Annotated in this window: 25 protein-coding genes and 1 pseudogene; 10 read left to right on the top strand and 16 right to left on the bottom strand. The window is 71.3% G+C overall.

All coding sequences use genetic code 11. From position 1 onward, the window contains the following. Positions 1–32 precede the first annotated feature (32 nt). Positions 33–803: a uracil-DNA glycosylase gene (locus OHS17_RS02530; RefSeq protein WP_330310848.1), complete on the bottom strand. Its 771-nt coding sequence runs from the start codon at positions 801–803 to the stop codon at positions 33–35. Positions 804–874: 71 nt separating this feature from the next. On the opposite strand from OHS17_RS02530, the gene OHS17_RS02525 reads away from it, so the two are divergent. Both OHS17_RS02525 and OHS17_RS02520 read left to right on the top strand, forming a co-directional pair. Then, positions 875–1,081 carry a DUF2945 domain-containing protein gene (locus tag OHS17_RS02525; RefSeq protein ID WP_330310847.1) on the top strand — a complete coding sequence of 69 codons (207 nt, stop codon included), beginning with the start codon at positions 875–877 and terminating at the stop codon, positions 1,079–1,081. A gap of 12 nt (positions 1,082–1,093) precedes the next feature. Next, a pseudogene (locus tag OHS17_RS02520) lies at positions 1,094–1,469 on the top strand (DUF488 domain-containing protein). On the opposite strand, the gene sigJ reads toward OHS17_RS02520, so the two are convergent. Then, positions 1,451–2,410, bottom strand: a complete 960-nt coding sequence (gene sigJ / locus OHS17_RS02515) for an RNA polymerase sigma factor SigJ (RefSeq protein ID WP_330310846.1) — start codon at positions 2,408–2,410, stop codon at positions 1,451–1,453. The pseudogene OHS17_RS02520 and the gene sigJ overlap by 19 nt on opposite strands. 169 nt (positions 2,411–2,579) lie before the next feature. Between sigJ and OHS17_RS02510 the strand changes: the two genes are divergently transcribed. From OHS17_RS02510 to OHS17_RS02500, 3 genes are all read left to right on the top strand, one after another. Next, positions 2,580–3,014, top strand: a complete 435-nt coding sequence (locus tag OHS17_RS02510; RefSeq protein WP_330310845.1) for a hypothetical protein — start codon at positions 2,580–2,582, stop codon at positions 3,012–3,014. 65 nt (positions 3,015–3,079) lie between these two features. After that, on the top strand, positions 3,080–4,393 hold the full coding sequence (locus OHS17_RS02505) for an ATP-grasp domain-containing protein (RefSeq protein WP_330310844.1): 1,314 nt from the start codon (positions 3,080–3,082) through the stop codon (positions 4,391–4,393). Between the two features lie 35 nt (positions 4,394–4,428). Beyond that, positions 4,429–6,465, top strand: coding sequence for a CocE/NonD family hydrolase (locus tag OHS17_RS02500; RefSeq protein ID WP_330310843.1), 2,037 nt, complete (start codon positions 4,429–4,431; stop codon positions 6,463–6,465). Between the two features lie 12 nt (positions 6,466–6,477). Here OHS17_RS02500 and OHS17_RS02495 read toward each other — a convergent pair whose 3' ends face one another. Both OHS17_RS02495 and OHS17_RS02490 read right to left on the bottom strand, forming a co-directional pair. After that, on the bottom strand, positions 6,478–7,671 hold the full coding sequence (locus tag OHS17_RS02495) for a PP2C family protein-serine/threonine phosphatase (RefSeq protein WP_330310842.1): 1,194 nt from the start codon (positions 7,669–7,671) through the stop codon (positions 6,478–6,480). 122 nt (positions 7,672–7,793) lie between these two features. Beyond that, positions 7,794–7,964 (bottom strand): hypothetical protein, encoded by a 171-nt coding sequence (locus OHS17_RS02490; protein ID WP_026171501.1) that lies wholly within the window; start codon positions 7,962–7,964, stop codon positions 7,794–7,796. A 197-nt stretch (positions 7,965–8,161) separates the two neighbouring features. Between OHS17_RS02490 and OHS17_RS02485 the strand changes: the two genes are divergently transcribed. Together OHS17_RS02485 and OHS17_RS02480 are read left to right on the top strand one after the other, a co-directional pair. Further along, positions 8,162–8,764 carry a flavodoxin family protein gene (locus OHS17_RS02485; RefSeq protein ID WP_330310841.1) on the top strand — a complete coding sequence of 201 codons (603 nt, stop codon included), beginning with the start codon at positions 8,162–8,164 and terminating at the stop codon, positions 8,762–8,764. 144 nt (positions 8,765–8,908) lie between these two features. Continuing rightward, entirely contained in the window at positions 8,909–9,790 is an 882-nt protein-coding gene (locus OHS17_RS02480) for an RNA polymerase sigma factor SigF (RefSeq protein WP_330310840.1), read from the top strand. 30 nt (positions 9,791–9,820) lie between these two features. Here OHS17_RS02480 and OHS17_RS02475 read toward each other — a convergent pair whose 3' ends face one another. The 11 genes from OHS17_RS02475 to OHS17_RS02425 form a co-directional block, all read right to left on the bottom strand. Next, the gene (locus OHS17_RS02475) at positions 9,821–10,273 is read right to left on the bottom strand and encodes an Asp23/Gls24 family envelope stress response protein (RefSeq protein ID WP_330310839.1); all 453 of its coding nucleotides are present in this window, start codon (positions 10,271–10,273) and stop codon (positions 9,821–9,823) included. A 136-nt stretch (positions 10,274–10,409) separates the two neighbouring features. After that, positions 10,410–10,688 carry a gas vesicle protein K gene (locus OHS17_RS02470; RefSeq protein WP_073865454.1) on the bottom strand — a complete coding sequence of 93 codons (279 nt, stop codon included), beginning with the start codon at positions 10,686–10,688 and terminating at the stop codon, positions 10,410–10,412. Further along, entirely contained in the window at positions 10,685–10,912 is a 228-nt protein-coding gene (locus OHS17_RS02465; protein WP_073865453.1) for a gas vesicle protein, read from the bottom strand. The genes OHS17_RS02470 and OHS17_RS02465 overlap by 4 nt, the downstream gene beginning before the upstream one ends. A gap of 2 nt (positions 10,913–10,914) precedes the next feature. Beyond that, on the bottom strand, positions 10,915–11,709 hold the full coding sequence (locus tag OHS17_RS02460; RefSeq protein ID WP_330310838.1) for a GvpL/GvpF family gas vesicle protein: 795 nt from the start codon (positions 11,707–11,709) through the stop codon (positions 10,915–10,917). Then, positions 11,706–12,032, bottom strand: coding sequence for a gas vesicle protein (locus tag OHS17_RS02455; protein ID WP_330310837.1), 327 nt, complete (start codon positions 12,030–12,032; stop codon positions 11,706–11,708). The genes OHS17_RS02460 and OHS17_RS02455 overlap by 4 nt, the downstream gene beginning before the upstream one ends. Continuing rightward, complete coding sequence (locus OHS17_RS02450; protein ID WP_330310836.1) at positions 12,025–13,095, bottom strand: SRPBCC family protein; 1,071 nt, start codon at positions 13,093–13,095, stop codon at positions 12,025–12,027. Before OHS17_RS02450 ends, OHS17_RS02455 begins: the two co-directional genes overlap by 8 nt. A gap of 6 nt (positions 13,096–13,101) precedes the next feature. After that, positions 13,102–13,923, bottom strand: coding sequence for a histone protein (locus OHS17_RS02445; RefSeq protein ID WP_330310835.1), 822 nt, complete (start codon positions 13,921–13,923; stop codon positions 13,102–13,104). A 7-nt stretch (positions 13,924–13,930) separates the two neighbouring features. After that, a complete protein-coding gene (locus OHS17_RS02440) occupies positions 13,931–14,185 on the bottom strand; it encodes a gas vesicle protein GvpG (protein WP_330310834.1) in 255 nt (84 codons plus the stop codon). A gap of 1 nt (position 14,186) precedes the next feature. Next, on the bottom strand, positions 14,187–14,936 hold the full coding sequence (locus OHS17_RS02435; protein WP_330310833.1) for a GvpL/GvpF family gas vesicle protein: 750 nt from the start codon (positions 14,934–14,936) through the stop codon (positions 14,187–14,189). A 3-nt stretch (positions 14,937–14,939) separates the two neighbouring features. Continuing rightward, a complete protein-coding gene (gvpJ, locus tag OHS17_RS02430) occupies positions 14,940–15,380 on the bottom strand; it encodes a gas vesicle protein GvpJ (RefSeq protein ID WP_161207823.1) in 441 nt (146 codons plus the stop codon). A 33-nt stretch (positions 15,381–15,413) separates the two neighbouring features. Next, positions 15,414–15,734, bottom strand: a complete 321-nt coding sequence (locus OHS17_RS02425; RefSeq protein WP_330310832.1) for a gas vesicle protein GvpO — start codon at positions 15,732–15,734, stop codon at positions 15,414–15,416. A gap of 150 nt (positions 15,735–15,884) precedes the next feature. Here OHS17_RS02425 and OHS17_RS02420 point away from each other — a divergent pair, with 150 nt between their 5' ends. Genes OHS17_RS02420 through OHS17_RS02410 form a run of 3 tightly spaced genes read left to right on the top strand, consistent with a single transcriptional unit; the run spans position 15,885 to position 19,115 of the window. Next, a complete protein-coding gene (locus OHS17_RS02420) occupies positions 15,885–16,520 on the top strand; it encodes a TetR/AcrR family transcriptional regulator (RefSeq protein ID WP_330315135.1) in 636 nt (211 codons plus the stop codon). Then, the gene (locus tag OHS17_RS02415) at positions 16,517–17,953 is read left to right on the top strand and encodes an MFS transporter (protein ID WP_330310831.1); all 1,437 of its coding nucleotides are present in this window, start codon (positions 16,517–16,519) and stop codon (positions 17,951–17,953) included. The genes OHS17_RS02420 and OHS17_RS02415 overlap by 4 nt, the downstream gene beginning before the upstream one ends. A 40-nt stretch (positions 17,954–17,993) precedes the next feature. Beyond that, complete coding sequence (locus tag OHS17_RS02410; protein ID WP_330310830.1) at positions 17,994–19,115, top strand: lipid II:glycine glycyltransferase FemX; 1,122 nt, start codon at positions 17,994–17,996, stop codon at positions 19,113–19,115. Between the two features lie 2 nt (positions 19,116–19,117). On the opposite strand, the gene OHS17_RS02405 is transcribed toward OHS17_RS02410, so the two are convergent. Next, positions 19,118–20,674 (bottom strand): FAD-dependent oxidoreductase, encoded by a 1,557-nt coding sequence (locus OHS17_RS02405; protein ID WP_330310829.1) that lies wholly within the window; start codon positions 20,672–20,674, stop codon positions 19,118–19,120. Positions 20,675–20,681: the final 7 nt, after the last annotated feature.

The raw sequence follows: 20,681 nt of genomic DNA, 5'->3' as shown, positions 1-20,681 counted from the left end.
CTGATGAACTGGCAAAAATTCCTGTCGCCCGGTCACTCCGGATCCGGCCGGACCACCGGCAGCCCCGCCGTCTCCGCCGCCTCGGCCAGCACCTCGCGGAGCATCGTCGGGGTGAGCCGGCCGGTGAAGACGTTGCGCTGGCTGACGTGGTAGCAGCCGAACACCGTCAGCGGGCCGTCCGCCCCGTCGGCCGGTTCCAGCACCGTACGGGCGCCGTGGCCGAACACCGGCCGGGGCCGGGGGATCCGCCACCCGGCCCGTTCCAGTGCGGCCAGGGTCGCCTGCCAGCCGAAGCCGCCGAGCACGACGACCGACCGCACCGTGGGCCGCAGCAACCGGAGCTCGCGGGCCAGCCACGGCCGGCACGTGTCCCGTTCCCCCGGCGTGGGGCGGTTGGCGGGCGGCGCGCAGTGCACGGGGGACGTCACCCGGACCCCGTACAGTTCGAGCCCGTCGGCCAGGTCCGTCACCGTGGACCGGGAGGCCAGCCCCAGCTCGTACAGCGTGGCGTACAGCAGGTCACCGGCCCGGTCGCCGGTGAACATCCTGCCGGTCCGGTTCCCGCCGTGCGCGGCGGGCGCCAGCCCCGTGACGGCCAGGGAGGCGTCCGGGGGGCCGAAGCCGGGCACGGGACGCGCCCAGTACTCCCAGTCGCGGAACGCGGGGCGCTTGACACGGGCGGTCTCATCGCGCCACTCCACGAGCCGGGGACACGCGCGGCACGTGACCAGCCGCCCGTCGAGCTCCGCCAGCGTCCGGGAGCGGGCGGCGGCCCGTACGGGGTAGTCCTCGGCGGTGCACATGATCGACCCGCTTCCACGTTCCTGATCCCCGCCCGGTGGCGTGCCCACCGAAAGGAGCGTACCCAGGAACCATGAAGGATTTCGCTGTCGGGGACCACGTGCGATGGAACTCCGAAGCCGGTCACGTCGAAGGCGTCATCACGGAGAAACACACGAGCGACGTCGAGTTCAAGGGCCGCACCCGGCACTGCAGCAAGGACGAACCGCAGTACGAGATCAAGAGCGACAAGACCGGCCACCTCGCCATGCACAAAGGCAGCGCACTGAAAAGGACCTGACGGGGCGGTACGGTGCACCGGATCTGCACGATCGGCCACTCGACCAGGGAGTTCGGTGAACTGGTGGAGCTGCTGCGCCGGAACGACGTCACGCTGCTGGCCGACGTGCGCTCGTACCCGTCGTCCCGGAAGCTTCCGCAGTGGAACCAGCGGAACATCATCGACTCCCTGCCGCCCGGCATCGCCTACCGGTGGCTCCCGAATCTGGGCGGCCGCCGCCACACCCCGAAGGGCGTTCCGACCGAGAACGGCGCCTGGCGGGTCAAGGCATTCCGGGACTACGCCGACTACATGGCACATCCTGTCGGCCACCTCGACGCGGCCCGCGGTCCTGAACGGTGACGCGCGGGTCCGCGACGGGCGGCTGACCTACCCGCCCCACGACTGAGGCGCCGCCCCGGATCCGCCGTGGCCGGGCCAGGTCCGCAGCTTCTCCGGGTTGCGGACCGCCCAGATGCGGTGCACACGGTCCCCGGCGAGGCCGAAAGCGGCCACGGTGACGGTGATTCCGGCGTGCTGGGCGACCAGGCCGGGCCGCCCGTTCACCGTGCGTTCCAGCAGCAGGAGCTCGGGCACCTTGTCCGCGAAGTGGACCAGGTACTGGGCGACCCGTTCGGCGCCCTCGACCGGGCGCAGGGCCGCCCCGGCCAGCCCGCCGCCGTCGGTGACCATCGCGGCCTCCGGGTCGAGGAGGCCGATGAGCGCCCGGATGTCCTTGGCCTCCCAGGCGTCCTTGAACTCCCGCACCAGGGCCGCCTGTCCGGTCGCCGGGGCCGCCTCGGCGCGGGCATCCCGGAGGCGGCGGCGGGCCGACGCGGCGAGCTGCCGGCAGGCCGGGGCGCTCCGGCCGACGATGTCCGCCACCTCCGCGAAGGGGTACCGGAACACGTCGTGCAGGATGAACGTCACCCGCTCGGCCGGGGTCATGGACTCCAGCACCACCAGGAAGGCCATGTTCACGGACTCGTCCAGGGTGACCCGGTCCGCGGGGTCCGCCCGGTCGTCGCGGCCGCCGTCGGCGCGCCCGCCGGTCCACTCGGAGCGGTCCGGCAGCGGCTCCGGTATCCACTCCCCGACGTAACGCTCCCGCCTGACCCGCGCCGAGCCCAGTACGTCGAGGCAGACCCGGCTGGCCACCGTCGTCAGCCACGCCCCGGGCGACGCGATGGCGTCCCGCTGCTCCGGTGACATCGCGTACCACCGGGCGTACGTCTCCTGTACGGCGTCCTCCGCCTCGGCGACCGAACCGAGCATCCGGTAGGCGAGGTTCATCAGCTGACGCCGCTCGCCGATCACGGCGCTCAGGTCCGGCTCGGAAGGTGTGCTCATGTACGTGACCGCCCCTGGTTGTCGTCGTGCGCCTCCGCTGCTGACGGTCCGACGGAACAGCCCGCCGGAATGTGAGGCGGCCGGCCGCCTCACATTCCGTGGATCTACGTCGTCGGACCGACGAGACAGTACCGATCCACCGCCGCGAGGCAGAAGAGAGGACCACGTCATGGCCGCACCGACGATGGCAGCACCGAGCAGCATCACGCCCGCGACGGCGCCCGCACGGGTCCGTACCACCTTCGTCGAGGTCTCCCTCGCCCTGCAGACCCTGGCCATCTTCTTCCAGGCGGTCACCGCGGGGCTGCTGCTCTCCACCTCTTACGGCGAGACCCTGCACGGCGTCGGCGCGCGCGTGATGTACGGGGCGTCGATGCTCTACGTCCTCGCGGCGGTCCTGGCCTGGCGGCCGGGCGGCGGATCGCCCCGTCCCATCCTGTACGCGACCGGCTTCCTCGTACTCGCCTCGGTGCAGGTGGTGCTGGGCATCGCCCACGCGGCGGCGTGGCATGTCCCGCTGGGCGTCCTGATGTTCGGCCTGAGCACGGTGGCACTCGGCCACGCGGTCTTCACCCGGATGCTGCGGCGGGCCGCCAGGGGATAGCAGGGGGCGGCCATTGATCCCGCCGATGGCGGGTACGCGCCGGGGACCCCACGAAAGGACGACGCGTGTCCCCACAGCGCAAGAACATCTTCGTACTCGGCCTTGACGAGGCGAACCTGCCGACCCTGAACGCCGTTCCCGACGCCGCCGGCTACCGGTTCCACCCCCTGCTGACCATCGAGGAGTTGCAGGGGGGCGAGGTATCGGTCGCCGACCTGATGGACCGGGCCCGCGCGGTGCTCGACGCGCACGAAGGCAGCGTCGACGCGATCGTCGGCTACTGGGACTTCCCCGTCAGCACGCTCGTGCCGATGCTCGGCCGTGAGTACGGCACCCGCACCACCAGCCTCGAATCCGTCGTCAAGTGCGAGCACAAGTACTGGAGCCGGCTGGAACAGAAGAAGGCCACCGACGCCCTGCCCGGCTTCGGCCGGGTCGACCTCGACAGCGCCGACCCGCAGCCGCCCGAGGGCGTCGGCTTCCCCATGTGGCTCAAGCCAGCCCTCGCCTACTCCTCCGAACTCGCCTACGGAGTCGGGGACATGGAGGAGTTCCGGGCAGCCGTCGAGACCATACGCGAGGGCATCGGTCGGGTCGGCAAACCCTTCGACGAGGTGCTGGAACTCCTTGACCTACCGCCGGAGATGGAGGGGATCGGCGGACAGGTCTGCCTCGCCGAGGAGGCCATGACCGGCATCCAGGTCGCCGTCGAGGGCTACGCGCACAACGGCGAGGTCACCGTCTACGGGGTGCTCGACTCCATCAACTACCCCGACTCCCCGTGCTTCCTGCGCCACCAGTACCCGAGCACCCTGCCCCCGGCGGTGATCCACCAGCTCCACGAGGTCAGCGAGCGGACCATCCGCCAGATCGGCATGGACGCCGCCACCTTCAGCATCGAGTACTTCTACGACCCGAAGACCGGCCGGGTCAGCCTGCTGGAGATCAACCCCCGCCACTCCCAGTCCCACGCGGAACTCTTCCACTACGTCGACGGCGTCCCCAACCACCACCGGATGATCCGCCTCGCCCTGGACGAGGACCCCGTGGTGCCCGGCGGCGACGGCCCGTACCGCATGGCGGCCAAGTGGTACTACCGCTGGTTCGGCGAGGGCACCGTACGCGAGGTGCCCACCCCGGAGGAGATCGCCGCCATCGAGCGGAAGATACCCGGCGTACGCATCGATATGGTCCCCTCGGAGGGGCAGAGGCTGTCCACCGTGCCCGGACAGGACAGCTACAGCTACGAGATCGCCCACATCTTCACCGGAGCGGACGACGAGGAGGGCCTGCGGCGCAAGTTCGACCAGTGCGTCGCCGCGCTCGGCCTCGCCTTCGAGGACACCGAACCGGGCGGCCGCGACGTCAAGGCGTCGTGAACAGGGCCGCGAAGAGGAAGGAGCAGAGCACAGGTATGCGACACGTCGACCGACTGCCGTACGAGGTCAGCCAGCAGGACCACGTCACCATCACCATGTCGGACGGGGTCCGGCTGTCGGCAAGGATCTGGCGCCCCACCACCTCCGACCGCCAACCGGTCCCGGCGATCCTGGAGGCCGTCCCGTACCGCAAGAACGACCTGACCTCCACCCGCGACGCGATCCACCACCCCTATATCGCGGGCCACGGCTACGCCTGCGTACGTGTGGACCTGCGGGGCACCGGCGAATCCGAGGGCGTCCTGCTGGACGAATACCTGGAACGCGAACAGCTCGACGCCGAGGAGGTCCTCGCCTGGCTCGCCGCACAGCCCTGGTGCGACGGCAGGACCGGCATGATGGGCATCTCCTGGGGCGGGTTCGCCGCGCTCCAGGTCGCCGCCCGCCGCCCGCCGAGCCTCGGCGCCATCGTCATTGCGTCCTTCACCGACGACCGGTACGCGGACGACATGCACTACGTCGGCGGCGCGATGCTCTCCGACAACCTGGCCGAGGCGGGCACCATGTTCGCCTACTCCACCTGCCCGCCCGACCCCGCCGCCGTCGGCGACCGCTGGCGGGACATGTGGCACGAACGGCTGGATGCCGCACGCCCCTGGGTCCTCGAATGGCTCCGCCACCAGGAACGCGACGACTACTGGCGGCACGCCTCGCTCAGCGAGGACTACCAGGCGCTGCAATGCCCCGTCCTCGCCTCCAGCGGCTGGGCCGACGGCTACTCCAACGCCGTCACCCGGCTCCTGAGCCGCGTCGACGTCCCGCGGAAGGGCCTCATCGGCCCCTGGTCGCACAAGCTGCCCCACCTCGGCGAGCCCGGACCGGCCATCGGCTACCTCCAGGAGGTCGTGCGGTGGTGGGACCACTGGCTCAAGGGCGTCGAGAACGGAGTCATGGACGGGCCCATGATCCGCGCCTGGATGCAGGAGAGCGTGCCCCCCTCCACCTCCTACCAGGAACGGCCCGGCCGCTGGGTGGGGGAGCCGGGCTGGCCGTCGCCGCACATCGAGGAAGTGCCGCACCCCCTCCGGAGCCACCGCATAGTCCGCGGCGACGAGGCCCCGGAGACCGAAGCGGAGGAACGCGTCCACACCGTTCAGTCACCGCTCTCCGTCGGCCAGTTCGCCGGCAAGTGGGCCTCGTACAACGCTCCGCCGGACCTGCCCTACGACCAGCGCGAGGAGGACGGCGGCTCGCTGGTCTTCGAGACCGCGCCGCTGCCCGAACGCGTCGAGATCCTGGGCGCGCCCTCGGTCGACCTGCTCGTCTCCTCGTCCCGGGAGACCGGGCAGGTCGCGGTGCGGCTCTCCGACGTGGCCCCCGACGGCCGGGCCACCCGGGTCACCTACGGTGTGCTCAACCTCGCCCACCGCTCCGGCGCGGACCGGCCCGAACCCCTGGAGCCCGGCGAGCCGTACCCCGTACGGGTCCCGCTCAACGGGGTCGCCCAGGTCTTCCCGGCGGGCCACCGCATCCGCCTCTCGCTCTCCACCTCGTACTGGCCGCTGGTATGGCCCGCCGCCGCGCCCGCCTGCCTGAGCGTGTACGAGAGCGGCAGCCGCCTCACGCTGCCCGTCCGCCCGGCCGGGGCAGCGGACGGGATGCCCGAGGTGCCCTTCGGCGAGCCGGAGGGGTGCGCGCCGCCCGAGGTCACCCAGCTCACCGAACCCGAACAGGCGTGGAAGGTCTCCAGGAACCTGGTGGACTACCACTCCGCGCTCGACATCGTGAAGGACCGGGGCCTCCAGCGGTTCGAGGAGAACGGCATCGAGGTGGGGCTGCGGGCCTGCGAGAAGTACACCTCCGTCGCGGACGACTTCGGCTCGGTGAGCGGCGAGTCCGCCTGGACCATGCGGTTCCGGCGTACCGACTGGGACGTACGCGTGGAGACCCGCACCATGCTGACGTCCGACGCCACCGCGTTCCACGTGGACGCCACGCTCGACGGCTACGAGGACGGCCGGCGGGTCTTCTCCCGCACCTGGAACGAGAGCGTGCCGAGGTCGAACCTCTGAGCCCGGGCCGCCCTACGGCTCCCGGGGGTTCGGGTGCCACTCCAGCATCATGATCGTGGCGTCGTCGTTGAGCCGGTCGTGCTGGTACTCCCGGATGGAGTGGATGAGCTGTCGCAGCGCCTCCGACGCGGGCTCCCCGGCGGCCGTGGCGCGGATGATCGAGGCCGTGAAGCGGTTCAGGCCGAACTGGGTGCCGTCCGCCATGCGGGCCTCGGTCACCCCGTCCGTGTACAGCAGGATCCGGTCGCCGGGCAGCAGGGGCACCTCGTGGACGACGCGTTCCGCACCGCAGATCATGCCCGGGGTGCCGAGGGGCGGTTCGCTCGGGCGGTCCAGGGCGTTGTCCAGGACGCGGTTCTCGCGGATCAGCAGCGGCGGCGGGTGACCGCAGTTGATCCAGCTCAGGATGCCGCTGGACATGTCCAGTTGCAGGGCGACCCCGGTGCAGAACTGGTCGGGCAGCCACTCGGCCAGCGCACCGTCGACCGTCCTGACGAGCTCCCGCAGCCCCGACCCCTTGCGCCGGGCGCTGCGGCAGCCGGCGACCGCGATCGCGCTGGTCAGCCCGGATGCCAGGTTGTGGCCCATCGCGTCGAGGATGACCGCGTGCAGCGTCGACTCCGTCAGCGAGTGGTCGAAGGCGTCGCCGCCCAGTTCGTACGCCGGTTCCAGCACTGCCGTGGACAGCGCCCGGTCCTCACCGACCGCGCGCGGCGGCAGCAGGGTCCGCACCATCTCGGCGGGCAGCGTCATCGTCTCCGTACGCGCCCGCTGCACGAACCGGTCGCTGAACGCGCGCTTCGACGTGATCGCCATCGCCACGACGGACGCCAGACTCGCGCACCGTTCGAGCAGTGTTCTGTCCAGCGCGTCCGCCTGGACACCGATGACCCCCAGCCGCTCCACCCCGTCCACCAGCGGCAGCCAGGCGATCAGCGTCTCGGTGTCCGTCGTCTCGACGCGCAGGGCCAGCGAGCGGAAGGCCGAACCGGCCAGGGACGCGTCCACGTCGAGCTGCGCCTCGCCCGAGAGCGGGGTGAGCCGATGCTGCTGGAGGTCGACGATGTAGATCTCCACCCGGCGCAGCCCCAGCAGACCGGCGTACCGGTTGACCAGAGCCGGCAGATCGGTCGGGGCGGTGGCGTGCACCTCCGCCAGGAACCCGTGCAGCAGCCGCTCGCCGTCACTGGTGGCGGAGTGTGTCATGGAGATGTCACCCGTCCGGCAGATGTGTGCGCACCGAAAGCCATACGAAAAAGTGAGGACGGCCGGGAAATTCCCGGCCGTCCTCACTTTATGTGCCGCTGCGACGTATCGCCCGGTCAGATCTACCAGCGGTACCAGCGGCCTCGCTTCCCGCCGCCGCCCGCAGGCCGGACGACGAACCCGAGCAGCCACACCACGAGTACGGCGATGGCTATCCACCACAGGGCCTTCAGGGCGAAACCCGCCCCGAAGAGAATGAGTGCAAGCAGGAGAACCAGAATCACGGGAACCATGGGTATCAACCTCCGAAACATCAGATGCCCCGGCCCTCTGCCTGTATTCCTGAAAAACAACTGACTTTCTCGGGGAAGAGCGGGAAGAAGATTTCGGACCCGGTGGTGCCGGGCGCGCCCCGCGTGGACCTCCCATAGTGGGAAGGGCGCCCGAACTCCCCGGGCCGAGCGACCGCACACCGTGAGGAGATCTTCCGATGACCCGAGCACTTGCGCTCGTCTGCACCCTCTCCCCGTCGCCCAAGCCGTCGAGCAGTCAGCTGCTCGCCGACCAGATCATGGCCGAGCTCGCCGGTCTGGGGGTGAAGGGGGAGACGGTGCGGATCGCCGACCACGACGTACGGCCCGGGATCGCTCAGGACATGGGCGACGGGGACGAGTGGCCCGGCCTGCGCGAGAAGGTGATGGCGGCGGACATCCTGCTGCTGGCCACCCCGATCTGGCTGGGGCATCCGGCGAGCCACTGCCAGCGCGTACTGGAACGGCTGAACGCCGACATCTCCGAAACCGACGACGAGGGAAGGCAGTTGCCCTACGGCAAGGTGGGCATGGTGGCCGTCGTCGGCAACGAGGACGGCGCCCACAAGGTGAGCGCCGACGTCTTCCAGGGCCTCAACGACCTGGGCTTCACCCTCGCGCCCGGGGCGGTGAGCTACTGGGTCGGAGAGGCCATGCACGGTACCGACTACCAGGACCTGGAGGAGACGCCCGACATCGTCAGGTCCACCACCCACCAGATGGCCCTCAACGCCGCACACCTCGCCCGGGTTCTCGCCGAATCGCCCTACCCTCCGCGCTGACCCTTCCTTCCGCGGGCCGCGCCACCGTCACCACGTCAGATGACGAAACCCCTAAGGCTTTTGTCGCACGCGTGTGTGGAACGCATGGCTCCGGGTAGTCGCAGCTTCGCGCATGCGTAAGCAGTCGCTGTCCGACGGAAGGGAATGATCGCCATGCCGACATCCGTATCTGCCCAGGTGCCGGGGACCACGACAGGTGCGCCGGCCGAACTCCCGGAGATCGCCGATCCGCTGAAGGTCGCGCCCAAGGACGCCCGGGCACTCAGCAAGCTGTTCTTCGACCGGTTGCAGACCCTCGAAGAAGGCACGCCGGAGTACCAGTACGCCCGCAATACGCTCATCGAGATGAATCTCACCCTGGTGCACTTCGCCGCGGCCCGCTACCGCAACCGCGGCAACGGCCAGATGGAGGACATCATCCAGGTGGGCACCATCGGCCTGATCAAGGCCATCGACCGCTTCGAACTCAGCAGGGAAGTCGAATTCACCTCATTCGCCATTCCCTACATCGTCGGTGAGATCAAGCGCTTCTTCCGGGACACCACCTGGTCCGTCCACGTCCCCCGCCGGCTCCAGGAACTCCGGGTCACCCTCGCCAAGGCCAAGGAGGAGCTGGCCACCTCGCTCGGCCGGGAAGCCACCGTCGCCGAACTGGCGGAACGGCTCGGCATCAGCGAGGAAGAGGTCATCGAGGGCCTGGTCGCCTCCAACGGCTACACCGCGCACTCGCTGGACGTCCCCCTCGACGGGGCGGAGTCCGACAGCCCCAGTGGGGTGAGCCGCACCCACGCGGACATCACCGGCGAGTGCGACCCGGGGATCGAGCTGGTCGAGAACCTGCACGCCCTGGCGCCCCTGCTGGAGACACTGGACGAACGGGAACGCGCCATCGTCCAGATGCGCTTCGGCCAGGAGATGACACAGTCCCAGATAGGTGAACAGCTCGGTCTCTCGCAGATGCACGTCTCACGGCTGATCGCCCGCATACTGGGCAAGCTCCGCGAAGGCATCCTCACCGAGGACTAAGACCTGTCCACCCGGTTCACGGGGGCTTCGTCACTGGACGCGTGAGCTGCGCGAGGACGACTCGTCCTCGTCCTCGTCGTCGTCCGAACCCGGCACATGGACGTCGGTGACGTTGATGTTGATCTCGACCACGTCGAGACCGGTCATCGTCTCGACCGCGTCCGTGACGTTCGTACGGAGGCTGCGCGCGGTGTCCAGGATGGGGGCGCCGTACTCCACGACGATGTCGACGTCGATGGCGGTCTGCTTCTCGCCGACCTCCACCTTGACGCCCCGCCCCGGGTCAGTGGAGCGGGAAACCTTGTCCTTGACGGCTCCGAGCGCCCGCGAAGGGCCCTTGCCGACGGAATGGACCCCGTCGGTCTCCCGTACCGCGATACCGGCGATGGTCGACACCACGTTGTCCGCGATGGTCGTCGTCCCTCGCGTGCCGCCCGCCGCACCGCCGTCCAGGGTGGTGCCGCCGCTTTCGTTGGTCGCCATGAGTTCCTCACACGGAGAGCTGGAGTGGATGAGGGGCTGCCCGGCGGAAGCCGTTCGGCCCCTCATCCCACTCTCCTCCGGCTCCAGCGCTCCCGCCATTCGGGTGATCGCCGCACCCCGGGGGAGCCGCGGCGGCTCAGTCGCGCGGCAGCAGCGTGCCCAGCGGCCCGAGGTCCAGATTCAGGTCCTCGGGCCGCACCCCGTGCTGCTCGCACAGTTCCGTCATCCGCTGCTCCAGGAGCATCAGCGTCGTGCCGATCTCCTCGGTCTGCTCCTCGGTGAGGTCACCCTCGTCGATGCGCCGGATCGCCTGGCGCTCCATCAGCTGGCGCAGCAGCTCCACGACGGTGAGCACCAGCGTCACGAGGTCCTGGCCCACCTTCCCGGAGTCCAGATCGACCCGCGCGTCCGTCACAGCGGCCCCCCGTCGGCCCAGGGCGCCGGCACCCGCTCGCTGACCGACGACAGCAGCGCGTGCAGCGACAGACGTACGAGAGGCACATCGGCGATCGCGATGACCAGGTCCCCGCTGATGACCACCCCGGTCGCCAGCACCCGGTCCAGCAGATCGACCAGAGGCACCCCGATCGGCCCGCTCAGCGGTTCCGGCTCGTCCCACGGCACGACGGAGCGCTCCACCTCTACACCTCACCGACGAAGGAGTACGGGACCCAGGGCCCCGACAGCTCGACCTGCGCCCCGGTCCGCTCGCGGAGGCTCTGCGCCAGCCGCGACAGCTCCGCCGCCCGGTCCTCTGCCACCAGATACGTGGCGTTGAGCACCTGGGTGCGCCGCTCGTCCGGCACCCGGGAGCCGTGCGGGGGCAGCCTGCGCGAGGCGGCGGCCAGCCCGCTGACGTCCGCGTCGATCACCTCGGCGATCCGCAGCCCGTCCGTCCGGTCCCGTTCGCGCCGGTCCCGCAGGCTCCGCTTCCGGTCCAGATAGGCCCGGCCGGCCCCGGGCGCGGGCCGCTGCGGGGCGGCCTCGGGCGCCTTTCGGGCCGGTGCGTCGGCCACGTACACCTTCACGCCCCACTCGGCGTGGTGCGCCGTACGGTCCAGCGCGGCGTGGAAGCGCCGCGCCTCCTTGGTCAGCCCTGCCCGGGCCCGCTCCTCGTCGTGGTAGAGCGTGGCCAGGGGAAGGGGCACCGTCGGGTACCGGGCGGCTGTCGCACACACGACCTCGTGATGGGCCCGTGCGTACCGTTCGAGTTCGGGCTCGTCGGCGAGCCTGGCCTGCCACGCGTCGTCGGTGAAGTCGGCGGCCCGTACGGTCTGGACGACGGCGGTGAGCGCCGGGCCGAGGGCCAGGGCGCGCAGCGGGCTCTCGGATGTGACGCCCGTCGGGCCGCCGAGGACCGGCTGCTCCTCGGTGCGGCAAACGGCGTAGACGTACACGGCAGGGGCATCCGCGGACGAGCGGGTGTCCTCGGTCATGACGCGGACGCCTGTGACTCAAGGGCGTCGAGGCGGGCCCGCAGCTCCCGGTTCTCGTCCTGGAGCGCGTTGCGCGCCGCGTGCGAGCTGAGCGCGGGGTCGGTCTCCCACCAGTCGATCCCGGCCTTCTTCGCCGTGTCGACGGAGGCGACGAACAGCCGCAGCCGGATGGTGAGCAGCTCGATGTCCAGCAGATCGATCTTGATGTCACCGGCGATGACGATGCCCTTGTCCAGGACACGTTCGAGGATGTCGGCGAGGTTGGTGGTGTGCGGGCCGGCGGGCGCGTAGGCGGCGTCCTGCCGGAAGTCGAGATCAGTCACGACGGGACCTCCGCGCGCGCCGCCTGCTCGGGGCGGGCTCCTCCTCCTCGTCTTCTTCTTCCTCCTCCGGTTCCTCTTCCTCTTCCTCTTCCTCTTCCTCTTCCGGTTCCTCGTCGTCCTCCCACTCGTCCTCGTCGCCCTCGTCCTCGTCGCCCTCCTCGTCGTCGCCCTCCTCGTCTTCGCCCTCGTCCTCGTAGTCCTCGTCCTCCGGCTGTTCCTCGTCGTCCTCGGACTCCTCCTCCTCGGCCACGGCGTCCTCGTGGGAGACGACGACCTCGCCGTCGCGGATCTCGCCGCGCCAGCCGTCGGGCTCCTCGTCGGTAAGGGTGACGTACCGCTGGAAGTGCTTGAAGTCCAGGCGGATGCGGCGGCCCTGGGCCCGCCAGAGGTTGCCCGTCTTCTCGAAGAAGCCGGAAGGGTAGTACTCGACCACCAGCACGATGCGGGTCAGGTTCGGTGTGAGCTCATGGAAGCTGACGGCGCCGCGCGTCGTGCCCTTGGAGCCCTCCGAGGTCCAGACGATGCGCTCGTCGGGGATCTGCTCCTGGACGGTCGCCTTGAAGCTGCGCGAGGACGGGCCGATCTTGACCTTCCAGTCGCTCGTGGCCTCGTCCTCCGTCGAGACGTCCTGGACGCCCTTCGCGAAGCTGCTGAACTTGTCGTACTGGGTCCAGTAGTCGTACGCGGTACGCAGAGGCACGCCGACGTCGAGGACTTCCACGATGTTCATCGACTTACCGCCCCCACTCGACTTGCTCTTGCCCTTGCCACCGCCGAACGCCTCCTTGGCCTTCTCCGTGACGTTGTCCTTCACACCCTTGGCCTTCTCCGAGACGAACGACTTCAGCGGTGATTCGCCCTGGAGGACCCGGCCTGCCACGGCGGGAAGGGAGCCGCCGTCCCCCGCGGAGTCGGTGAGCTGCTGTGCGACATCCGTCAGCTTGCCGCTCGCCTTGTCCGCGAGATCCTCCACCTTCGCGCTGAGGAAGCCCGACAGCTCCTCGCGGAGCCGGTCGAGACCCGACTCCTGCGTCCCGGACTCGTCCTGATCTGTCCTGGCCATGACTCGCTACCTCCGACGGTCGGTGCGCTTGGAAGCGGTCCGCTTGGACGCCGACTTGGACGCCGACGTCTTCTTCGACGCGGACTTCTTCGCCGGGGCGGTCTTCTTGGCCGCGGTCTTCTTCGCGGGAGCCGACTTCTTCGGCGTCGCCTTCTTGGCCCGGGCGGCCTTCTTCGCGGGTGCGGCCTTCTTCGCCGCGGGCTTCTTCTCCGCGCTCTTCCTGGCGGGGGCCGCCTTCTTGGCCGGGGCGGACTTCTTGGCGGCCTGCTTCTTCGCCGGGGCCTTCCTGGCGGCTGCCTTCTTGGGCGGTGCCTTCTTCGGCGGCGCCTTCTTGGCGGGCGGCTCGGAAGGCTCCTCCTCGTTCTCGTAATCCTCGTCCTCACCCTCGTCCCAGGGCTCTTCCTCGGACGGTTCCTCTTCCTCCTCCGGTTCCTCTTCGTACGCGTCGTCGTCGTACTCGTCCTCGTACGGTTCGTCGTCGTACTCGTCCTGGTCCTCGTCCTGCTCGCGCCGGCCCGCGCTCAGCCGGGCGGTGCGGTCGCCGATCGAATCGGCCAGCGAGGCGATGCTGCGGTTCGCCGCAGCCGTCACGGCCTTGCGGCCCGCGTCCATCACCTCGCCGCGCAGCTGTTCCTGCAGCTCCGCGACCTGGGGGACACCGCCGAGGCGGCGCATGCCCTCGGCGGCGAGCTGGCGGGGTTCGAGCCCGAACCTCCGGCCCGCCAGGTATGTCGCGACGGTCAGGGCCATCCGGCCCTTCTTGGTCCGGCCCAGCACGTAGCCGCCGACCACCGCGGCTGCGAGCGCTACCTTGGCCTCGTCATCCATGAGCACGTCACCTTCGATCGCTTGGCATACGGCCCGCCCGAACGGCGTGCAGCCGGTCGAGCAGCCGATCCTCTTCCCGTTCGAATTCCTCGGTCGTGATGTCTCCGGCCTCCAACTCCTGGTTGAGTAAGGCCAGTTGCGCGCGCAGTACGCGGGGGTCGTGCAGTTCCCGCTCGGCGGCGTCGTTCAGCTTCTCCGCGACCCACACCACCCCCCGCACGGGGGCGACAGGCAGCGTCAGCAGTCCGGTGATGAGGCCCATCTCAGCCACCGCCCACGGGGACCGGCCGGGCCTCGGCGGAGACGAAGCTGTAGCACGGCAGCGGCCCGGCGAGGCGGAGCTCCACATGGCCGCGGTGCTCGCCCGCGAACCGGCGCGCCTCGGCCAGGAACGCGTCACCGGCCTCGCGTTCCACCAGGAACGACACATTGAGCGCGCACCCCTGGACCTCGGGGCCCGCCGCCACCGCCCGGGCCCTGGGCGTCAGCTCCCGCAGCACCCGCCGCCCCGCCTCGGCGGCCCTCCGCGCGAGGGAGGCGGCCACCGCCTCGCCCAGCCGCAGACTGGCCTCGTAGCCCGGCCGCCGGCGCGCGGCCTCGCGCAGCTTGCGTACGGTGCCGTCCTCGGCGATCACATCGGCGAGCGCGTCCTCGGCGGCGAGGGCCTTGACGTTGATCTCGTGGCAGCCGGCGATCCGCTTCAGGGCCGCCAGATGGCCGTCCTCACCGGCGGCCAGCTGCTGCTCCACGGTGTCCTGGCCCGCGGCCACCATGCCGAACCGCATGGGCAGCACGGGCCCCTCGTCCATCAGGCGCAGCAGCAGATCCTGGTGGGCCAGCAGATCGCGGCGGCGCGCCCGGAGGTCCGGGGGAGCGTCGCTGACGACCGCGGCGAGCCGGCCCCGCCGGACGGTCCGCAGCCGTGCGGGCGGGCTGCCCACACCGCCCTGCCCGGCCGGGAGCGCGGTCCCGGCCGGGGTGATCGCGTATACGTACACACCGTCTGCCGTCACCGCTCACGCCTCCACACGGCGGCGCCGGCTCTCGCTGTCGCGCGCCGGAGCGCGCCGCTTCCTCGGCCGCTCCTCCGGCTCCTCCTCGTCGTCCCCGCCCACCGCCTTGCGTACGGTGTCGCCCACCGACTCGGCGGCCCTGCGTACCTTCCGCTTGCCGATGGACTTGGCGGCGCCGCCGCCGATCAGCTCCGGAACGGTGGTGCTGCCGGAGTCCCGTTCGAGGTCCAGCCGGTTGCACGCCTCGGCGAACCGCAGATACGTATCCACGCTCGCGACGACGATGCGCGCGTCTATCTTCAGGATCTCGATGCCGACCAGGGAGACCCTGATGAAGACATCGATCACCATGCCCCGGTCGAGGATCAGCTCCAGGACGTCGTACAAGGTGCCGGCGCGAGGCGGGCAGGCGACGACTTCGTCGGAGTAGGTGGTCGCGGTCATGGAATGTCCTTCCGGCAGGGGAGTGGACGCCGCTCACTCGTCGGCGGCGCCCCGGCGGTACCGGCGGACCCTGCGGTACTCCAGGAGCTCGCCGGACCGGTCGAGCTGCACCTCGTAGGAGGCCAGGAGGCTCGTGGTGTCCGGAATCCGGGGCACTTCGAGAACGTCCACGACTACGCACCAGCCGTCGTCGGCGCGCCGCACGGCGGACACGCCTTCCGCGCGGTGGTCGATCAGACCCTCCAGGCTCTGGATGGCAGCGCGGGCCGCGTGCTCGGGGCCCCGCGCGGACGGGGTACGCCGCGTGGTCGCCGTTTTCGTGGTTCCGGCCTGGGAGCGCCGCTGATCTGCCATGGCACCCAGTCTGCTCACTCCCGCCGCCCCCGCATCTTGGGCGAGGGCATTGGGGCGCGTGCCTCGCGGTGGCGCGGCGCGCGGGGTGTAGACACTGTCTACGAAGGCCTGGTAGACAGTGTCTATGGACAAGTAAACGAAGCGAACTCCCTGCGGGAACGCCTGATCGACGCTGGTGTCGACCTCGTCATGACCGAGGGGTCCGCGTCGCTCGGCCTGCGCGAGATCGCCCGCCGCGCCGGGGTCTCCCATGGCGCCCCGCGCCGCTATTTCCCCACCCACCACGCCCTGCTCTCGGCCATCGCCCGGCGCGGCTTCACCGAGCTCGCCGCCCGGTTCGCGGCGGCGGCCGAAGGGGCCGGGACACCGCGAGAGCAGCTGCGGGGCCTCGCCGGAGCCTTCCTGGACTACGCGGGGGAGTGCGGCGGCATGTTCGAGCTGATGTTCCGCCACGACCTGCTCGACAGCGAGGCCCATGCGAGTGACACGGACGCGGAGACGCCCGGCGGGCCGCGTCTGCGCGAGTCGACCCTTCCGCTGTTCGCGCGGCTCGTCGAACTCGTCACCCAGGACCGCGCCCACCGCACGGAGACCGGCAGCGGACCCTCGTACGACTCCGCCCCGCCCCCCGCCCTGACCGCGGCCGCCCTGTGGACCAACCTGCACGGCATCGCCGTGCTCCGGGCGAGCGGCAGCCTCCAACTGGCCTTTCCCGGCGCGGGCGAGGGACCCGACCCGCTCCTCACCGCGGTGCTCGACGCCCACCTCGGCCGGGTGGACGCGTGACCCCCACCGCCGTACGGTCCCGCGCCGCGCTCCTCGCCTCGGTGGCGGGCGCGATGCTCGTCGCCCTGGACGGCACCGTGCTGCTCGTAGCCCAGCCGGACCTGCGCGGCGACCTCGGGGCGACCGTCACCGAGGTCCAGTGGACGAGCACCGCCTACCTCCTCGCGGTCGCCGCGCTCCTCGTCATCGCCGGGCGGCTCGGGGACCGCTACGGGCACCGGCGGCTGCTCTGCATTGGGGTCCTCGGCTTCGGCGCCGCGTCTGCCGGTATCGCCCTCGCCGAGGGCATCGGCCCCGTGATCGCCCTGCGCGCCGCACAAGGAGTGTCCGGCGCGCTCCTGCAACCGGCGACGCTCGCCCTGCTCAGGCTCGCCTACCCCGCCGACCGGCTCGGCCGCGCCGTCGCCCTCCGGACCAGCGCCATCGGGGTGGCCGCGGCGGCCGGTCCGGTGCTCGGCGGAGTCCTCGTCACGCACTGGGGCTGGCGGGCCGTCTTCCTGATCAACATCCCGGCCGCCCTGGCCATCGCCGCGCTCACCCTCGCCGTGCGGACCCCGGCCGTGCCGCCCGTCGCGCACCGGCGGTTCGACCTCACCGCCGGGGTCCTCCTCGCCGCCGCGCTCGCCGCCCTCGTCCACACCCTGGCCGGGATACCCGACGAGGGATGGACCGGCACCCGGACGGGACTCGGGCTGCTGCTGAGCGTGCTCCTCGGGGCGGGGCTCGTCGCGTACGAACGCCGCAGCGCCCAGCCGGTCGTGCCGTCGGCGGTGACGCGCTCGGTGCCCGTGATGGCGTCCATGGCGCTGCTCCTCACCACCTCCGGCGGCCTGTTCGGCGCGCTGTTCGTCGTCACGTTCTTCCTGCAGCAGGGGCTCGGCCTCGATCCGCTCACCACCGGGCTGCGCTGCCTGCCGCTGACCCTGCTCATGATCGCCGGAGCGCCCGCGGCCTCGGCCGCGCTCGGCCGGTTCGGGCCGCGCCGCACCGCGATCACCGGCCAGCTGTGCGTCGCCCTCGCCGTCCTCGGCCTTTCCCGGCTGACCCCGGCGACCCCCTGGCAGCTGACGGGCCTCGTCCTCGCGGTGCTGGGCGCGGGCTTCACCGCCGTCATGGTCACCGCCACCGGGACCGTCGTCGGGGACGCCCCGCCCGGGTACGCCGGAGTGGTCGGCGGCCTCAAACAGACCGCCATGAACGTCGGCCCCGCCCTCGGGATCGCCGTGGCCGCCGGACTGATGCCGCTCACCCCGTCGGCCGTCACCGGCCCGGAGCACCGGCTCCTCCCCGTAGCGGATCTCGCGCTGGGCCAGGCACTGCCCGCGGTGGCGGCGCTCGCCGCGCTCGGGCTCATTCCGGCGTCGCTGCTGCCCGGGGGCCGAGGTCTCGCTCGAACGCCCGCTCGCGTCGTGGGGTGCGGCGACCGCCAGTAGGCTGCCGAAGGATCACGACCCGTGGACGAGGAGCAGACCGATGGACCTCCGCCTGAGGACGATCAGCCGGGACGAGCACCTGGCGTACATCGGCACTCTGCCGTCCGCGAGCCACATGCAGGTCCCCTCCTGGGGCGAGGTGAAGCCCGACTGGCGGGCGGAGAGCCTGGGCTGGTTCGACGGCGCGGGCAGGATCACCGGCACCGCCCTGGTCCTGTACCGGCCGCTGCCGAAGGTCAAGCGCCACCTCGCCTACCTCCCCGAGGGCCCCGTCATCGACTGGTACGACGACGACCTCGACCGGTGGTTGAACCCGCTCCTGGACCACCTCAAGGGGCAGGGCGCGTTCACCGTGAAGATGGGCCCGCCCGTCGTCGCCCGCCGCTGGGACGCGGCCACCGTCAAGGAGGCCATCGCCGACCCCGGCGCCCACCGCCTCGGCGAGGTCGCGCCCACCGAACAGGACCCCCGCGCCCTCACGCTGACGGACCGTCTGCGAGCCATGGGCTGGCAGCGCTCCGGGGGCGACGGCGAGGACGGATTCGCCGCCGGCCAGCCGCGTCACGTCTTCCAGCTGCCCCTGGCCGGCCGCTCGCCCGACGACCTCCTGGCCGGCTTCAACCAGCTGTGGCGGCGCAACGTCAAGAAGGCCGAGAAGGCCGGCGTCAAGGTCGTCCAGGGCGACTACGCCGACCTCGACACCTTCTACGCGCTCTACACCGAGACCGCCGAACGCGACCGGTTCATCCCCCGCCCCCTGGCGTACTTCCAGCGCATGTGGAAGGCGCTCACCGCCGAGCACCCCGACCGGATGCGGCTCTACCTCGCCGCGCACGACGGCGAGGTGCTGGCCGCCGCCACCATGCTCACCGTCGGCGGGCACGTCTGGTACTCGTACGGTGCGTCCACCAGCCGCAGGCGCGAGGTCCAGCCCAACAACGCCATCCAGTGGCAGATGATCCGCGACGCCCACGCCATGGGCGCGCACGTCTACGACTTCCGGGGCACCACCGACACCCTGGACGAGTCCAACCACCTGCTCGGGCTGCTCCGCTTCAAGGTCGGCACCGGGGGCCAGGCCGCCGAGTACGTCGGCGAGTGGGACTACCCGCTCAACAAGGTCCTGCACAAGGCGTTCAGCCTCTATATGGCGCGGCGTTAGCGCTACGCCTGGTCGTCGTCCAGGTCCAGCGCCTCCAGCTGCCGGACCGCCGGACCCTGGAGCACCGAGCCGTCGACCCCGAAGCGCGAACCGTGGCAGGGGCACTCCCACGCCGTCTCCGCCTCGTTGAACGCCACCAGGCATCCCAGATGCGTGCACCGCGCGGACACCGCCCGCACCGTGCCGTCCGGCTCCCGGTACACGGCGCAGCGCCGGCCGTTCACCCGGACCACCGCCCCCGTGCCCGGCACCACCTGGCTCACCGAGTCCAGGTGGCTGACGCGCAGCCGGTCGCCGACGAAGTGCTTCGCCACCTCCGCCTGCGCACCCAGCAGCGACCCCGCCTCCCGTACGGCGCTCCCCAGCCGCCTCGGGTCGTACAACTCGGCCCACGGCAGCGGCGGGACGCCGTCCGCGATGAGCGAGGTCAGCAGCCGCCCGGCGAGCACCCCGCCGGTCATCCCCCAGCCGCCGAACCCGGTCGCCACATAGGTGTGCCGGGCCCCGATGTGGAACGGCCCGATCAGCGGGACCGTATCGCTGGGATCGTTGTCCTGCGCCGCCCACCGGTACGCGGTCGGGCCCGCCGCCGGGAACCGCTCGTGCATCCACGCGTCCAGCCGCCGGAACCGCTCGCCGGGGTCCCCGGTGCCCGGGGTGAAGCTCTCCCCGGTCACGATCAGCAGGCGCCGGCCGTCGTCGAGCGGGGTGGAGCGCACCGAGCGCCTCCCCTCGTCCTCCGTGATGTACATGCCCTTCGGCGCCAGGTCCGCCGGGATGGGCGCGGCGACGACCAGCTCCCGCCGGGGTGAGAGCCGGGCGAACAGCATCGCGCGGTCGAAGACCGGGTAATGCGTGGCGACGACCACGTCCCGGGCCGTCACACTCCGCCCCGACTCGGCGGTCACCCGGCACGGCGTCCCCTCGGACAGCCCGGTCACCCGGCTGCGCTCGAAGACCCGGCCCCCCTGCGCGATCAGATCCCGGGCCAGCGCCAGCAGGTACTTGCGGGGGTGGAACTGGGCCTGGCCGTCCGCCCGGACCGCCCCGCCGATCGCGAACGGCAGTTCCGTTTCGGAGACGTACGCGACATCGAGCCCCGCGTCGGCGGCGGCCCGCGCCTCCGCCTCGACCAGGTGCCGGGACTCCGCCCCGGCCGCGTAGCTGTACGCGCTCACCCGCTCCAGGTCGCACGCGATCCCCAGCTCCTCCACGATGCCGGCCACCCGGTCCACCGCGTCCAGCTGCGACGCCGCGAACAGCAGGGTCGCGTCCACGCCCCGGGTCCGCCGCAGCCGGTCGTACACCAGCGACTGGAGGGCCGAGACCTTGGCCGTCGTGTAACCGGTCACCCCGGAGGCGATGCGGTCCGCCTCCAGGACCACGACGTTCCGGCCCGCCCGGCTGAGCTCCCACGCCGTGCTCAGGCCCGCGATGCCGCCGCCGATCACCACGACGTCCGCATCGGTGTCCGACGCCAGCCGCGGGTGCTCGGGCGCGTCGGTGCTGTCCATCCAGAAGGACTCGTCCAGCCCCGGAAGAGGGCGGGGGTGGTTCATCGTGTGC

It is taken from the genome of Streptomyces sp. NBC_00523, assembly GCF_036346615.1.
GTDB lineage: Bacteria > Actinomycetota > Actinomycetes > Streptomycetales > Streptomycetaceae > Streptomyces.
This window is presented reverse-complemented; position numbering and strand designations above follow the sequence as displayed.

Bases quoted from the DNA above. Each gene is read 5' to 3' on its own strand.
- sigJ (WP_330310846.1), bottom strand. From the start codon at position 2,410: ATGAGCACACCTTCCGAGCCGGACCTGAGCGCCGTGATCGGCGAGCGG.
- OHS17_RS02405 (WP_330310829.1), bottom strand. From the start codon at position 20,674: ATGAACCACCCCCGCCCTCTTCCGGGGCTGGACGAGTCCTTCTGGATG.
- OHS17_RS02485 (WP_330310841.1), top strand. From the start codon at position 8,162: ATGACCCGAGCACTTGCGCTCGTCTGCACCCTCTCCCCGTCGCCCAAG.
- OHS17_RS02425 (WP_330310832.1), bottom strand. From the start codon at position 15,734: ATGGCAGATCAGCGGCGCTCCCAGGCCGGAACCACGAAAACGGCGACC.
- OHS17_RS02495 (WP_330310842.1), bottom strand. From the start codon at position 7,671: ATGACACACTCCGCCACCAGTGACGGCGAGCGGCTGCTGCACGGGTTC.
- OHS17_RS02530 (WP_330310848.1), bottom strand. From the start codon at position 803: ATGTGCACCGCCGAGGACTACCCCGTACGGGCCGCCGCCCGCTCCCGG.
- OHS17_RS02460 (WP_330310838.1), bottom strand. From the start codon at position 11,709: ATGACCGAGGACACCCGCTCGTCCGCGGATGCCCCTGCCGTGTACGTC.
- OHS17_RS02525 (WP_330310847.1), top strand. From the start codon at position 875: ATGAAGGATTTCGCTGTCGGGGACCACGTGCGATGGAACTCCGAAGCC.
- OHS17_RS02510 (WP_330310845.1), top strand. From the start codon at position 2,580: ATGGCCGCACCGACGATGGCAGCACCGAGCAGCATCACGCCCGCGACG.
- OHS17_RS02440 (WP_330310834.1), bottom strand. From the start codon at position 14,185: ATGGGCCTCATCACCGGACTGCTGACGCTGCCTGTCGCCCCCGTGCGG.
- OHS17_RS02490 (WP_026171501.1), bottom strand. From the start codon at position 7,964: ATGGTTCCCGTGATTCTGGTTCTCCTGCTTGCACTCATTCTCTTCGGG.
- gvpJ (WP_161207823.1), bottom strand. From the start codon at position 15,380: ATGACCGCGACCACCTACTCCGACGAAGTCGTCGCCTGCCCGCCTCGC.
- OHS17_RS02500 (WP_330310843.1), top strand. From the start codon at position 4,429: ATGCGACACGTCGACCGACTGCCGTACGAGGTCAGCCAGCAGGACCAC.
- OHS17_RS02480 (WP_330310840.1), top strand. From the start codon at position 8,909: ATGATCGCCATGCCGACATCCGTATCTGCCCAGGTGCCGGGGACCACG.
- OHS17_RS02450 (WP_330310836.1), bottom strand. From the start codon at position 13,095: ATGGCCAGGACAGATCAGGACGAGTCCGGGACGCAGGAGTCGGGTCTC.
- OHS17_RS02445 (WP_330310835.1), bottom strand. From the start codon at position 13,923: ATGGATGACGAGGCCAAGGTAGCGCTCGCAGCCGCGGTGGTCGGCGGC.
- OHS17_RS02410 (WP_330310830.1), top strand. From the start codon at position 17,994: ATGGACCTCCGCCTGAGGACGATCAGCCGGGACGAGCACCTGGCGTAC.
- OHS17_RS02475 (WP_330310839.1), bottom strand. From the start codon at position 10,273: ATGGCGACCAACGAAAGCGGCGGCACCACCCTGGACGGCGGTGCGGCG.